This window comes from Paraburkholderia phytofirmans OLGA172, assembly GCF_001634365.1.
GTDB lineage: Bacteria > Pseudomonadota > Gammaproteobacteria > Burkholderiales > Burkholderiaceae > Paraburkholderia.
Window position 1 is genome coordinate 1,339,174 of the sequence record NZ_CP014579.1, and the last position, 13,017, is coordinate 1,352,190.

The following is a 13,017-nucleotide window of genomic DNA, read 5'->3' on the forward strand; positions in this document are numbered from 1 at the left end:
TCAGTCAAAGGAACGCCGGGTCTGTCGCACCATGCAACGCGCGACAGGTTTTCGTTCGGTAGGAATTGAAAGAGTCGTGTCTGAAAATGATCTCAGCTGAAGGCCTGAAAGAAATCGATCGTGCGATCGCGAAGTATCCCGCCGATCAGAAACAGTCCGCCGTGATGTCGGCGCTGGCCACTGCTCAGGAAGAGCATGGCTGGCTGTCGCCCGAACTCATGCAGTTCGTCGCGGACTATCTCGGCATGCCGGCGGTCGCCGTGCAGGAGGTGGCGACCTTCTACACGATGTACGAGACCTCGCCGGTCGGCAAGTACAAGATCACGCTCTGCACGAACTTGCCGTGCCAGCTCGGCCCGGATGGCGGCGCCGACAGTGCTGCTGACTATCTGAAGCAGAAGCTCGGCATCGACTTCGGCGAAACCACGGCGGACGGCAGGTTCACCCTGAAAGAAGGTGAGTGCATGGGCGCGTGCGGCGATGCGCCGGTGATGCTGGTGAACAACCATCGCATGTGCAGCTTCATGAGCCGCGCGAAGATCGACCAGCTGCTCGAGGAGCTTTCGAAATGACGTCTTTACACGATCGTCACATCAAACCGCTGATTCTCGCCGGCCTGAACGGCGACAACTGGCATCTCGAAGACTATGTGGCGCGCGGCGGTTACGCCCAGCTGCGCCGCATTCTGGAAGAAAAGATTCCGCCCGAGCAGGTGATCGCCGACGTCAAGGCATCGGGTCTGCGCGGCCGTGGCGGTGCGGGTTTCCCGACCGGTCTGAAGTGGAGCTTCATGCCGCGCCAGTTCCCGGGGCAGAAGTACCTCGTCTGCAATTCGGACGAAGGCGAACCGGGCACCTTCAAGGATCGCGACATCCTGCGTTTCAATCCGCATGCGCTGATTGAAGGCATGGCCATCGGCGCGTACGCGATGGGCATCACGGTCGGCTACAACTATATCCACGGCGAAATCTGGGAAGTCTACAAGCGCTTTGAACAGGCGCTGGACGAAGCGCGCCGCGCCGGGTTCCTCGGCGACAACATCATGGGTTCGGGCTTCTCGTTCGAACTGCATGCGCACCATGGCTACGGCGCCTACGTCTGCGGCGAAGAGACCGCGCTGCTCGAATCGCTCGAGGGCAAGAAAGGCCAGCCGCGCTTCAAGCCGCCGTTCCCGGCGAGCTTCGGCGTGTACGGCAAGCCGACCACGATCAACAACACCGAGACGTTCGCGGCGGTGCCGTTCCTGCTCGCGATCGGTCCGCAGAATTACCTCGAAATCGGCAAGCCGAACAACGGCGGCACGAAGATTTTCTCGATCGCAGGCGACGTCGAGCGTCCGGGCAACTATGAAATTCCGCTCGGTACGCCGTTCGCGACGCTGATGGAACTGGCCGGCGGCATGCGCGGCGGCAGGAAGATCAAGGCTGTGATTCCCGGCGGTTCGTCGGCGCCGGTGATCCCGGGCGACATGATGATGCAGATGGACATGGACTACGACTCGATCGCCAAGGCGGGCTCGATGCTCGGCTCGGGCGCGGTCATCGTGATGGACGAAACGCGTTGCATGGTGCGTTCGCTATTGCGGCTGTCGTATTTCTATTACGAAGAGTCATGCGGTCAGTGCTCGCCGTGCCGCGAAGGCACCGGCTGGCTGTATCGCGTCGTGCATCGTATCGAACACGGGCAAGGCCGTCCGGAAGATCTGGATCTGCTGAACTCGGTCGCCGAGAACATCATGGGCCGCACGATTTGCGCGCTCGGCGATGCAGCGGCCATGCCGGTTCGCGGCATGCTCAAGCACTACTGGGACGAATTCGAATACCACGTCGCCCACAAGCGTTGCATCGTCGGCGGTCACGCCGGCGCGGCAGCGGCGGCGGAAACAGTGGCTGCCTGAGTGCCCGGATAAGTACACCAGATAGCGCACCAGAACACGTCATCCGCGGGATTCATCGCCTGAAACGGGCGCTGAACAGGCGAACGATTGAGCGGTAACAGGTTAAGGAAGATTGACCATCATGGTTGAACTTGAAATAGACGGCAAGAAAGTAGAAGTGCCTGAAGGCAGCATGGTGATCCAGGCTGCGCATAAGGTCGACACGTACATTCCTCACTTCTGCTATCACAAGAAGCTGTCGATTGCGGCCAACTGCCGGATGTGTCTGGTCGATGTCGAGAAGATGCCGAAGGCGGTGCCCGCATGCGCCACGCCGGTGTCGGCCGGCATGATCGTGCGCACCAAGTCCGAGAAGGCGGTGAAGGGCCAGCAAGCCGTGATGGAATTCCTGCTGATCAACCACCCGCTGGATTGCCCGATCTGCGACCAGGGCGGCGAGTGCCAGCTGCAGGATCTGGCGGTGGGCTACGGCAAGTCGTCGTCGCGCTATAGCGAAGAAAAGCGCGTGGTGTTCCACAAGAACGTCGGCCCGCTGATCTCGATGGAAGAAATGTCGCGTTGCATTCACTGCACGCGTTGCGTCCGCTTTGGCCAGGAAGTGGCCGGCGTGATGGAGCTCGGCATGCTGGGCCGCGGCGAGCATTCGGAAATCACGTCGTTCGTCGGCAAGACGGTCGACTCCGAACTGTCGGGCAACATGATCGATCTGTGCCCGGTCGGCGCGCTGACCAGCAAGCCGTTCCGCTACAGCGCCCGCACGTGGGAACTGTCGCGCCGCAAGTCGGTGAGTCCGCACGATTCCGTCGGCGCGAACCTGGTGGTGCAAGTCAAGAACAACCGCGTGATGCGGGTTCTGCCGTTCGAAAACGAATCCATCAACGAATGCTGGATTTCGGACAAGGACCGCTTCTCGTACGAAGCCCTGAATAGCCCGGAACGCCTCACGCAGCCGATGCTCAAGCAAGGCGGCAAGTGGGTCGAGACCGACTGGCAAACCGCGCTCGAATACGTGGTCAAGGGTCTGAAGGGCATCAGGGGCGAGCACGGCGCGAATGCGCTGGCCGCGCTCGGCAGCGCCCACAGCACGGTCGAAGAACTGTTCCTGCTGAAGCAGCTGGCGCAGGCGGTCGGCACGCCTAACGTCGACTTCCGTCTGCGTCAGTCGGATTTCTCCGCACCCGTCAACGGTGCGCCGTGGCTCGGCACCTCGATCGCCGATCTGTCGAACCTCGACGCCGCATTGGTGATCGGTTCGGATCTGCGCCGCGATCATCCGCTGTTCGCCGCGCGTCTGCGTCAGGCTGCCCGGAGCGGTACGAAGCTCACGCTCGTGCAGGCCACCAACGACGATGCGCTGATTCCGCAGGCGCGCCGCGTGGTTGCCGCACCGTCGGCATGGCTCGACGCACTGGCGGGTATCGCCGGCGCGGTCGCGGAAGCAAACGGCGCGGCACTGCCGGAAGCCTTCGCCGGCACCCAGCCGACGGACACCGACAAACAGGTCGCGAAGTCGCTCGCCACCGGCGCACACCGCGTGGTGCTGCTCGGCAACGGTGCGGTCCGTCATCCGGACTTCGCCGCGATTCACGCGGCGGCGCAATGGATTGCGGACGCGACCGGTGCAACGCTGGGTTTCCTGACAGAAGCCGCCAACACGGTCGGCGCGCATCTGGTGAACGCATTGCCGGGCGAGGGCGGTTTGAACGCTCGCGAAGTGTTCAGGCAACCGCGCAAGGGTTATGTACTGCTGAACGTCGAACCCGAGTTCGACACGGCCAATCCGGCGCAGGCTTTGGCCGCGCTGAAGCAGGCTGAAATGGTCGTCGTGATGTCGCCGTTCCAGATCGGAGCCGACTACGCCGACGTGCTGCTGCCGATCGCCCCGTTCACGGAAACGGCCGGCACGTTCGTCAATGCCGAAGGGACGGTGCAGACGTTCAACGGCGTCGTGCGCCCGCTCGGCGACACGCGTCCGGCATGGAAGGTTCTGCGCGTCCTCGGCAGCCTGCTGGGCGTGCCGGGCTTCGAATTCGACACGTCGGAAGAAGTGCGCACGGCAGCCCTCGGCGATGGCGGGATCAGGTCGCGTCTGTCGAACAGGACGGGCGTCACGGTTGCACGCGGCAAGGCAGCGAAGGCAGCGGAAGGCAAGTTCGAACGTATCGCCGACGTGCCGATTTACCACGCCGACGCGCTGGTGCGCCGCGCCGAGTCGCTGCATCTGACGGCAGCGGCACGTGCCGCGAATTCGGCCGGTCTGCCCGCTGCGCTGTTCGACAAACTGGGTTTGAAGGAAGGCGACGCCGTGCGCGTGCGCCAGGGCGAGCAATCGGTGCAGTTGCCGGCCGTGCGCGACGCGAATCTTGCGGAGACGGTCGTCCGCGTATCGGCGGCTACGCCTGCCGGTGCAGCGCTGGGCAGCCTGTTCGGTGAACTGCTGGTGGAGAAGGCGTAAATGAGCTTGTTCGATACGATCAACTCGGGCGGCACCCAGCTTCTCGGTGTGGCATGGCCCACGGTGTGGGCACTGGTGCGCATCCTGGTGGTGGCCGTCGTGATCCTGCTGTGCGTGGCGTACCTGATTCTGTGGGAGCGCAAGCTGATCGGCTGGATGCACGTGCGTCTCGGCCCGAACCGCGTGGGCCCCGCAGGCTTGCTGCAGCCGATCGCCGACGTGCTGAAGCTGTTGCTGAAAGAAGTGATCCAGCCGGCCCAGGCGAGCCGCTGGATCTACATGATCGCGCCGATCATGGTGGTGGTGCCGGCCTTCGCGGTGTGGGCGGTGATTCCGTTCCAGGCGGGCGCGGTGCTCGGCGACATCAACGCGGGTCTCCTGTACGCGATGGCGATTTCGTCAGTCGGTGTGTACGGCGTGATCCTGGCGGGCTGGGCGTCGAACTCGAAGTACGCGTTTCTCGGCGCCATGCGCGCGGCCGCTCAGATGGTCTCGTACGAAATCTCGATGGGCTTCGCCCTCGTCGTCGTGCTGATGACCTCGGGCAGCCTGAATCTGTCGGACATCGTGACGTCGCAGGAGCGCGGCATCTTCGCCGGCTACGGCTTGAATTTCCTGTCGTGGAACTGGCTGCCGCTCCTGCCGATGTTCGTCGTGTACTTCATCTCGGGCATCGCCGAAACGAACCGTCACCCGTTCGACGTGGTGGAAGGGGAGTCGGAAATCGTCGCGGGCCACATGATCGATTACTCGGGGATGGCGTTCGCGCTGTTCTTCCTCGCCGAGTACATCAACATGATCGTGATCTCGGCATTGGCTGCAACACTGTTCCTCGGCGGCTGGAGCGCACCGTTCGGCTTCCTGTCGTTTGTCCCGGGCATCGTATGGCTCGTCGCCAAGGTTTTCCTGCTGCTGTCGGTATTCATCTGGGCGCGTGCCACGTTCCCGCGCTATCGCTATGACCAGATCATGCGTCTGGGCTGGAAGATTTTTATTCCGGTTTGCGTGGTGTGGCTCATCGTGGTCGGCTTCTGGATCATGTCGCCGTTGAATATCTGGAAATAAAGGGCGGATGAACCCATGACCGCAATCCAAAACTTTTTCAAGACCTTCTTCCTGACGGAGCTGCTCAAAGGCCTCGCGCTGACCGGACGTTATGCGTTCCAGCGCAAGATCACGGTGCAGTTTCCGGAAGAGAAGACCCCGATTTCGCCGCGTTTCCGCGGCCTGCACGCGCTGCGCCGGTATGAAAACGGCGAAGAGCGCTGCATCGCCTGCAAGCTGTGCGAAGCGGTGTGCCCGGCGCTCGCCATCACGATCGAATCGGAAACGCGTGCGGACAACACCCGCCGCACGACGCGTTACGACATCGACCTGACCAAGTGCATCTTCTGCGGTTTCTGCGAAGAGAGTTGCCCGGTCGATTCGATCGTCGAGACGCACATTCTCGAATATCACGGCGAAAAGCGCGGCGACCTGTACTTCACGAAGGACATGCTGCTGGCCGTGGGCGATCGCTACGAAGCGGAGATCGCGGCGAACAAGGCAGCCGATGCACCGTATCGTTGAAGCGCTTCTGCTGAAGCGGTAAATGCAGCAGTAAATGCAGCAGTAAATGCAGCAGTAACACGGCCTGTTGTCGGGCCAAGCGCCGCGGCCTGACCGCCGCGGCACGGCGCACCTGTGTGGGTGTTTTTCCAGACGCAGGTGCCAAAGAACAATGCCTGACGATGGCCTAACGATGAACCGGTAATCATGGAATTCACGACCGTACTGTTCTACATCTTCGCACTGCTCCTGGTGGTTTCAGGGCTGAAGGTGATCACCTCGCGCAACCCGGTGTCGTCCGCACTGTTTCTGGTGCTGGCGTTCTTCAACGCGGCCGCGATCTGGATGCTGCTGCAGGCCGAGTTCCTCGCGATCCTGCTGGTGCTGGTGTACGTCGGCGCGGTGATGGTGCTGTTCCTGTTCGTCGTGATGATGCTGGACATCAACATCGACGTGCTGCGCAAAGACTTCAAGCGCTTCGTGCCCATGGCCACGCTGGTGGGCGCGATCATCGTGATCGAGACCGCGCTGATCCTGTGGCACGGCTACGGTGCGACCGCCACGGCGCTGCGCGACACCACGGCTGCCGCGAACGGGATGGCCGGCTGGTCGAACACCCGCATCATCGGCAAGGTCATCTACACCGACTACATCTTCGCGTTCGAAGTCGCCGGCCTCGTGCTGCTGGTGGCGATCATCGCGGCGATTGCGCTGACCACGAGTCACAAGAAAGACAGCAAGCGCCAGAACGTCAGCGAGCAGGTCAAGGTGCGTGCCCAGGACCGCGTGCGCATCGTGAAGATGGCCTCGGAAAAGACCGCGGCAACTGTCGCGGCGGAAGAAGCCGCCGCAGCGGCAGCCGCGGCCGACCCGGCACCCGCCAGGAACAGCTGAGCGCACAGGAGAGAGAAACCATGTTGACCCTTGCTCATTACCTTGTCCTCGGCGCGATCCTGTTTGCGATCAGCGTCGTCGGTATTTTCCTGAACCGCCGCAACGTCATCATCATCCTGATGGCGATCGAACTGATGCTGCTGGCGGTGAACACCAATTTCGTCGCGTTCTCGCATTACCTCGGCGACGTGCATGGCCAGATCTTCGTCTTCTTCGTACTGACGGTTGCAGCAGCGGAAGCGGCGATCGGACTCGCAATTCTGGTGACCCTGTTCCGTAGCCTCGACACGATCAATGTCGAGGACCTCGATCAGCTCAAAGGTTAATTTCAGGTAAAGCGGTTATGTCAACGACACTCAATGAAAACCTGCTGCTGGCGATCCCGCTGGCACCGCTGGCCGGCTCCCTGATTGCGGGGCTGTTCGGGAAAGCGGTAGGGCGCGCCGGTGCGCACACGGTGACGATCCTCGGCGTCGCGGTCTCCTTCATCCTCTCGGTCATGGTCTTCCTCCAGGTGATGGACGGCGCGAGCTTCAACGCGACCATCTATGACTGGATGCAGATCGGCAGGACGAAGTTCGAGATCGGCTTCCTGGTCGACTCGCTGACGGCGCTGATGATGTGCGTGGTGACCTTCGTGTCGCTGATGGTGCACATCTACACGATCGGCTACATGGCCGACGACGACGGCTACCAGCGCTTCTTCTCGTACATCGCGCTGTTCACGTTCTCGATGCTGATGCTCGTGATGAGCAACAACTTCCTGCAGCTGTTCTTCGGCTGGGAAGCGGTGGGCCTGGTGTCGTACCTGCTGATCGGCTTCTACTTCACCCGTGAGAGCGCGATCTACGCGAACATGAAGGCGTTCATCGTGAACCGCATCGGCGACTTCGGGTTCCTGCTCGGCATCGGCCTGCTGTTCGCTTTCGCCGGTTCGATGAACTACGGCGACGTGTTCGCGAAGCGCACCGAACTCGCGGCATTGAGCTTCCCGGGCACGGACTGGGGCCTGCTGACGGCCGCCTGCATTTGCCTGTTCATCGGCGCGATGGGTAAGTCGGCGCAGTTTCCGCTGCACGTCTGGCTGCCGGATTCGATGGAAGGCCCGACCCCGATCTCCGCACTGATTCACGCGGCAACCATGGTGACGGCCGGTATCTTCATGGTCGCGCGCATGTCGCCGCTGTTCGAACTGTCGGATACGGCGCTGTCGTTCGTGATGGTGATCGGCGCGATCACGGCGCTGTTCATGGGCTTCCTCGGGATCGTCCAGAACGACATCAAGCGCGTGGTGGCGTACTCGACGCTGTCGCAGCTCGGTTACATGACGGTCGCACTCGGCGCATCGGCTTACTCGGTGGCCATCTTCCACCTGATGACGCACGCGTTCTTCAAGGCGCTGCTGTTCCTCGGCGCGGGTTCCGTGATCATCGGCATGCACCACGATCAGGACATGCGCAACATGGGCGGCCTGCGCAAGTACATGCCGATCACGTGGATCACGTCGCTGGTCGGTTCGCTGGCGCTGATCGGCACGCCGTTCTTCTCGGGCTTCTACTCGAAAGACTCGATCATCGACGCAGTGAAATTCTCACATCTGCCGGGTTCGGGTTTTGCGTACTTCGCGGTGGTGGCGAGCGTGTTCGTTACTGCGCTGTATTCGTTCCGTATGTACTTCATGGTGTTCCACGGCAAGGAGCGCTTCCGCGATCCGAAGCATCCGGAATCGCCGATGGGCATCGAGGCGGCTGCGCATGCGCATGATGGTCACGGCCATGACGCGCACGGTCATGGTCACGACGACCACGCGCACGAGCCGCATGAAACGCCATGGGTGGTGTGGGTGCCGCTGGTGCTGCTGGCGATTCCGTCGGTGGTGATCGGTGCGATCGCTGTCGCGCCGATGCTGTTCGGCGACTTCTTCCAGCACGGCGTGGCGTTCGACAAGGTGATCTTCGTCGGCGAAAACCATCCGGCGCTGCATGAGATGGCGGAAGAATTCCAGGGCTGGGCGTCGATGGGTCTGCATTCGGTCTCAGGCCTGCCGGTGTGGCTGGCGCTCGCGGGCGTGCTGGTCGCGTGGTTCCTGTACCTGGTTCGTCCTGATCTGCCGGCTGTCATCAAGCGCGCGTTTGGTCCGATCTACACGCTGCTCGACAACAAGTACTACATGGACAAGATCAACGAAGTGGTGTTCGCGCGGGGTGCCGTGGCGATTGGCCGTGGTCTCTGGAAGGAAGGCGACGTCGTGGTCATCGACGGCATCGTCAACGGCAGCGCACGCTTTATCGGCTGGTTTGCCAGCGTGATCCGCTTCCTCCAGTCCGGCTACATCTACCACTACGCGTTTGCCATGATTATCGGCATGCTGGGGCTCCTGACCCTGTTTGTAACGCTCGGCGGCAAATAAGGCGAGGGACACTAATGCACGCAGATACGAAGATCGTCCCCGGCTTATTGCAGGTATTTCGCGGTAAACCTCCATTCCCACGTTGCGCAGTCGAAACTGCCGTTGCCACATTAACGCAGAGCGGAGGAATTTAAAGATCATGCAAAGCGCCCCTATGAGTGCTCTGTTGCCCGATGCGCTGGTGATGTTCGCCGTCATCGTTGCGTGGATCAACGACACGTTCGTCGGCCAGTCCGGCCGACGAACCACGTATTACATCGCATTGCTGTCGACGGTGGTCGCTGGCGTCTGGTTCGCCGTGAACGCCTTCGATCCACAGGTGTATCACTACTTCGGGCACATGTACGTGGTGGATTCGTTCGCCAACGTGATGAAGGCCGTTGTGTCGCTCGGCTACGCAGCGTCGATCATTTACTCGCGCAAGTACCTCGAAGACCGCGATCTGTTCCGCGGCGACTTCTTCCTGCTGGGGATGTTCTCGCTGCTTGGCCAGTTCGTGATGATCTCGGGTAACAACTTCCTGACGCTGTACCTCGGTCTGGAACTGATGTCACTGTCGCTGTATGCCGTGATCGCACTGCGTCGCGACGCCGCCCAATCGAACGAGGCGGCGATGAAGTACTACGTGCTCGGTGCACTGGCCTCCGGTTTCCTGCTCTATGGCATTTCGATGCTGTACGGCGCAACCGGTTCGCTGGACATCAATGAGGTGTTCAAGGCCGTCGCTTCAGGCCGCATCAACGACGTGGTGCTGCTGTTCGGCGTGATCTTCATCGTGGCCGGTGTGGCGTTCAAGATGGGCGCAGTGCCGTTCCACATGTGGGTGCCGGACGTGTACCAGGGTGCGCCGACAGCCATGACGCTGCTGACGGGCGGTGGCCCGAAGGTTGCCGCCTTCGCATGGGGCTTGCGCTTCCTCGTGATGGGTCTGCTGCCGCTGGCGGTCGACTGGCAGGAAATGCTGGTAATTCTTGCGGCGCTGTCGCTGATTGTCGGCAACATCACCGGTATCATCCAGCGCAACATCAAGCGGATGCTGGCGTACTCGGCGATCTCGAACATGGGCTTCGTGCTGCTCGGCCTGCTGGCCGGCGTGGTCGACGGCAAGACGGGTTCGGCTGCTAGCGCGTACGGCTCGGCTATGTTCTACAGCATCGTCTATCTGGTGACGACGCTCGGTTCGTTCGGCGTGGTGATGCTGCTGGCGCGCCGCGACTTCGAAGCCGAGACGATCGACGACTTCAAGGGGCTGAATCAGCGCAGCCCGGTGTTCGCATTCGTGATGATGATCATGATGTTCTCGCTCGCGGGCATTCCGCCGGCAGTCGGCTTCTATGCGAAGCTCGCCGTGCTGCAGGCAACCATGAATGCCGGGTTGACCTGGCTGACCGCGTTGGCCGTGATCACGTCGCTGTTCGGTGCGTTCTACTACCTGCGTATCGTCAAGCTGATGTACTTCGACGAGCCGCTAGATGCGAGCCCGATTAAGGCGGGCGGACTCAACCGCGGATTGCTTGCCTTCAACGGTGTTGCCGTGCTGGTGTTCGGACTGGTGCCGGATCCGCTACTGAAGGTTTGCCTGCATGCTATCACGCACACGCTGCGGCTCTAGATAACGCTACGACGTCGTATGCATCGCAGATCGCGGAAATTTAAACCGACATCACATACCGACCAATGACCTCACTCAAGGAAATGCCGCTGCTTGAACTCGGCGCTAAAGATCTACCCGCTTACTGTCCAAACCCGCAGATGCCGCGCTGGAGTGCCCATCCCCGTGTGTTCCTCAATGTCACCCATGGCGAGACGCGTTGCCCGTACTGCGGCACGCGCTACCGGTTGCGCGATGGCGAAATGGTGAAACACCGTTAGGCAGCACCACGGCACGTCGAGTTCTGCGAGCCGCATTCCGGCCTTTCCGCGCAAAACAGCGAGAATTCCAATCTGGCCTACTGTCACGGAAATCCCGGACAGATTCTGGTTGTGCTTGCGGGAGAAGTACCTTGCCGCCTGAAGTTTGTGAGGAAGCGACTCACTTTCGAGGCTAAACGGTCGTTCAGCGCCCGGTCTGCCACCGAGAATACTGCGAAGCGTGCAGGGCGATTGTTCGTAATTGATAAGTTCTCTATTAAACGCGTCGAGCTTTTTCGCGTGCCCGTTTCTGACTAAACTGAAGCACTACCGTTTGATGCAAGATAGCGCTCCGCATATCTGGAAGATACTACGGCAGCACTGGGAGTTCTGATTGCCTTCGTGGCCGCGCTCCTTGGCAGTCCAACACTGATAGGCAGCATGTCCGACGCGTTCGTCAGCGCCCAGGCGAAGTCCGGCCAGAGCGTTGGATCCCAATCGGCGTCATCAACCGGCGGCGCTTCGGAATTTCATCGAGCTTCTTCCATCGACTAACACAAGCGTTGCGGACGTCGACGTCGCATGGTCAGACTGATGAGTTTTCGCTTCAAAAATGAGAGTGTCATCATCACAAAAGGAAAAACGGTTGAAACGTGCTGGCGCAGCGCTCGACTGGTCCCCCGAACGATTCATCAGTCGATTCCGCGAAACCCGGGAGTACATGGATGAAGAAAGTCGATGAGACAAGTGAGAAGCTTCTCTTGAGCGCGCGTCAATCGAGTCTTGATCATCTTATGGCTCAGCGGGGAATGAGACAGTTGGCGTCAAAACTGAACGATGCGCTGCGGCCACTTGATATAAGCGCGGCACAGTTTTGTCTACTTAGTCTGCTGTACCGGGACGACGCTCCGAACGCCTCGGAACTGGCTCAGGAGATGCAAAGCGAGACCGCACATGTGTCGTCGCAACTGAGCGTAAGCGATCGTTCATTGACGCCCTATCGCCACGCGCCCGGAGAGGCGACGATAGTGTCCACTTAAATCGGAGGTGGACACTATGGCAGCAGACAGCAGCGATCTGAACGAGCGCCTGGTAGCAGGCTTTGAGCGAGGCGGGCGCCGCCGGCGCTTCGATCCACAGGCCAAGCGTGAACTGGTACAGGCGTGCTTGCAGCCTGGCGTATCGGTTGCAAGGATGGCGCTGGAGCACAAGTTGAATGCGAACCTGCTGCGCAAATGGATCAGCCAGCATCAGCAGGAGCAAGGCGGGCACGTTGCGACGACCGTGACAGGAAGCGCGATGCCGGCGTTTGTGCCGGTCGTCGCGGTGGACCGAATCGAGAGCGTCCACACGAAGCCTGAGCATGTCACGCTCGCGCCGACGCGCCCAGAGCCTGACCGTGCATTGCCATACACGCCGGCGCCATCGAGACTGATGGCGGAGTTGCCCAACGGCATCACGCTCAGGCTCGAGTGTGCCGGACAGGACGCGACGCTGGTGTCGGTGATGATCGAAACGCTGGGGCGCTGCGATGTTCCGGCTCGACGCTGACCTGAAGGTGTACGTCCATCGCGACGCCGTGGATTTCCGCAAGAGCATCACGGGTCTGTCGGCCCTGGTTGAGCAGGCGCTGGGACTCGATCCGTTCGCCCGGGCCGTCTATGTGTTTCGCAACCGGCGGGCCGATCGCATCAAGTTACTCATGTGGGAGCGCAACGGCTTCTGGCTCATGTTGAAGCGCCTCGAGGCTGACCGTTTTATATGGCCACGCGAAGCGGCCGTACTTGAGCTGACGGTAGAGCAACTTCATTGGCTTCTTGAGGGCATCGACCTGGCGGCGATACGCAAGCATCCGGCGCGGCACTATGCCCGTGTCAGCTGATGGCGTTCGCTGGGGTGTAGCTCAGACGCGACAGAGGACGGCGACGTTACAAATTTACGTAAACCCACGGCGCCTCGGGA

Annotated in this window: 13 protein-coding genes; all 13 read left to right on the forward strand. The window is 61.1% G+C overall.

Going from position 1 to position 13,017, the window contains the following annotated elements:
- The first annotated feature begins 86 nt into the window (after nucleotides 1-86).
- The 13 genes from nuoE to tnpB all read left to right on the forward strand — a co-directional run bounded on the left by nuoE (nucleotide 87) and on the right by tnpB (nucleotide 12,937).
- The gene (gene nuoE, locus AYM40_RS26110) at nucleotides 87-572 is read left to right on the forward strand and encodes an NADH-quinone oxidoreductase subunit NuoE (RefSeq protein ID WP_063495294.1); all 486 of its coding nucleotides are present in this window, start codon (nucleotides 87-89) and stop codon (nucleotides 570-572) included.
- The gene (gene nuoF, locus AYM40_RS26115) at nucleotides 569-1,897 is read left to right on the forward strand and encodes an NADH-quinone oxidoreductase subunit NuoF (protein WP_063499060.1); all 1,329 of its coding nucleotides are present in this window, start codon (nucleotides 569-571) and stop codon (nucleotides 1,895-1,897) included. The genes nuoE and nuoF overlap by 4 nt, the downstream gene beginning before the upstream one ends.
- 121 nt (nucleotides 1,898-2,018) lie before the next feature.
- Complete coding sequence (gene nuoG / locus AYM40_RS26120) at nucleotides 2,019-4,352, forward strand: NADH-quinone oxidoreductase subunit NuoG (protein WP_063499061.1); 2,334 nt, start codon at nucleotides 2,019-2,021, stop codon at nucleotides 4,350-4,352.
- The gene (gene nuoH, locus AYM40_RS26125) at nucleotides 4,353-5,417 is read left to right on the forward strand and encodes an NADH-quinone oxidoreductase subunit NuoH (protein WP_063495297.1); all 1,065 of its coding nucleotides are present in this window, start codon (nucleotides 4,353-4,355) and stop codon (nucleotides 5,415-5,417) included.
- Between the two features lie 15 nt (nucleotides 5,418-5,432).
- A complete protein-coding gene (gene nuoI / locus AYM40_RS26130; RefSeq protein WP_063495298.1) occupies nucleotides 5,433-5,921 on the forward strand; it encodes an NADH-quinone oxidoreductase subunit NuoI in 489 nt (162 codons plus the stop codon).
- A 186-nt stretch (nucleotides 5,922-6,107) separates the two neighbouring features.
- Nucleotides 6,108-6,794, forward strand: coding sequence for an NADH-quinone oxidoreductase subunit J (locus tag AYM40_RS26135; RefSeq protein WP_063495299.1), 687 nt, complete (start codon nucleotides 6,108-6,110; stop codon nucleotides 6,792-6,794).
- Nucleotides 6,795-6,814: 20 nt separating this feature from the next.
- Complete coding sequence (gene nuoK, locus AYM40_RS26140; RefSeq protein WP_013339863.1) at nucleotides 6,815-7,120, forward strand: NADH-quinone oxidoreductase subunit NuoK; 306 nt, start codon at nucleotides 6,815-6,817, stop codon at nucleotides 7,118-7,120.
- A 17-nt stretch (nucleotides 7,121-7,137) separates the two neighbouring features.
- Nucleotides 7,138-9,204, forward strand: coding sequence for an NADH-quinone oxidoreductase subunit L (gene nuoL / locus AYM40_RS26145; protein WP_063499062.1), 2,067 nt, complete (start codon nucleotides 7,138-7,140; stop codon nucleotides 9,202-9,204).
- Between the two features lie 139 nt (nucleotides 9,205-9,343).
- A complete protein-coding gene (gene nuoN, locus AYM40_RS26150; protein ID WP_063499063.1) occupies nucleotides 9,344-10,816 on the forward strand; it encodes an NADH-quinone oxidoreductase subunit NuoN in 1,473 nt (490 codons plus the stop codon).
- Between the two features lie 65 nt (nucleotides 10,817-10,881).
- The gene (locus AYM40_RS39055) at nucleotides 10,882-11,076 is read left to right on the forward strand and encodes a zinc-finger domain-containing protein (protein ID WP_082855307.1); all 195 of its coding nucleotides are present in this window, start codon (nucleotides 10,882-10,884) and stop codon (nucleotides 11,074-11,076) included.
- A gap of 704 nt (nucleotides 11,077-11,780) precedes the next feature.
- On the forward strand, nucleotides 11,781-12,095 hold the full coding sequence (locus AYM40_RS26155; protein WP_063499064.1) for a hypothetical protein: 315 nt from the start codon (nucleotides 11,781-11,783) through the stop codon (nucleotides 12,093-12,095).
- Nucleotides 12,096-12,111: 16 nt separating this feature from the next.
- Nucleotides 12,112-12,606: an IS66-like element accessory protein TnpA gene (tnpA, locus tag AYM40_RS26160; protein WP_063496046.1), complete on the forward strand. Its 495-nt coding sequence runs from the start codon at nucleotides 12,112-12,114 to the stop codon at nucleotides 12,604-12,606.
- Complete coding sequence (tnpB, locus tag AYM40_RS26165; protein WP_063496045.1) at nucleotides 12,587-12,937, forward strand: IS66 family insertion sequence element accessory protein TnpB; 351 nt, start codon at nucleotides 12,587-12,589, stop codon at nucleotides 12,935-12,937. Before tnpA ends, tnpB begins: the two co-directional genes overlap by 20 nt.
- Nucleotides 12,938-13,017: the final 80 nt, after the last annotated feature.

What these genes read in the sequence shown, in the direction of transcription:
- nuoE (WP_063495294.1), top strand. Translation starts at nt 87, where the DNA reads ATGATCTCAGCTGAAGGCCTGAAAGAAATCGATCGTGCGATCGCGAAG.
- AYM40_RS26135 (WP_063495299.1), top strand. Translation starts at nt 6,108, where the DNA reads ATGGAATTCACGACCGTACTGTTCTACATCTTCGCACTGCTCCTGGTG.
- nuoN (WP_063499063.1), top strand. Translation starts at nt 9,344, where the DNA reads ATGCAAAGCGCCCCTATGAGTGCTCTGTTGCCCGATGCGCTGGTGATG.
- nuoH (WP_063495297.1), top strand. Translation starts at nt 4,353, where the DNA reads ATGAGCTTGTTCGATACGATCAACTCGGGCGGCACCCAGCTTCTCGGT.
- nuoI (WP_063495298.1), top strand. Translation starts at nt 5,433, where the DNA reads ATGACCGCAATCCAAAACTTTTTCAAGACCTTCTTCCTGACGGAGCTG.
- AYM40_RS26155 (WP_063499064.1), top strand. Translation starts at nt 11,781, where the DNA reads ATGAAGAAAGTCGATGAGACAAGTGAGAAGCTTCTCTTGAGCGCGCGT.
- AYM40_RS39055 (WP_082855307.1), top strand. Translation starts at nt 10,882, where the DNA reads ATGACCTCACTCAAGGAAATGCCGCTGCTTGAACTCGGCGCTAAAGAT.
- nuoL (WP_063499062.1), top strand. Translation starts at nt 7,138, where the DNA reads ATGTCAACGACACTCAATGAAAACCTGCTGCTGGCGATCCCGCTGGCA.
- nuoF (WP_063499060.1), top strand. Translation starts at nt 569, where the DNA reads ATGACGTCTTTACACGATCGTCACATCAAACCGCTGATTCTCGCCGGC.
- tnpA (WP_063496046.1), top strand. Translation starts at nt 12,112, where the DNA reads ATGGCAGCAGACAGCAGCGATCTGAACGAGCGCCTGGTAGCAGGCTTT.
- tnpB (WP_063496045.1), top strand. Translation starts at nt 12,587, where the DNA reads ATGTTCCGGCTCGACGCTGACCTGAAGGTGTACGTCCATCGCGACGCC.
- nuoK (WP_013339863.1), top strand. Translation starts at nt 6,815, where the DNA reads ATGTTGACCCTTGCTCATTACCTTGTCCTCGGCGCGATCCTGTTTGCG.
- nuoG (WP_063499061.1), top strand. Translation starts at nt 2,019, where the DNA reads ATGGTTGAACTTGAAATAGACGGCAAGAAAGTAGAAGTGCCTGAAGGC.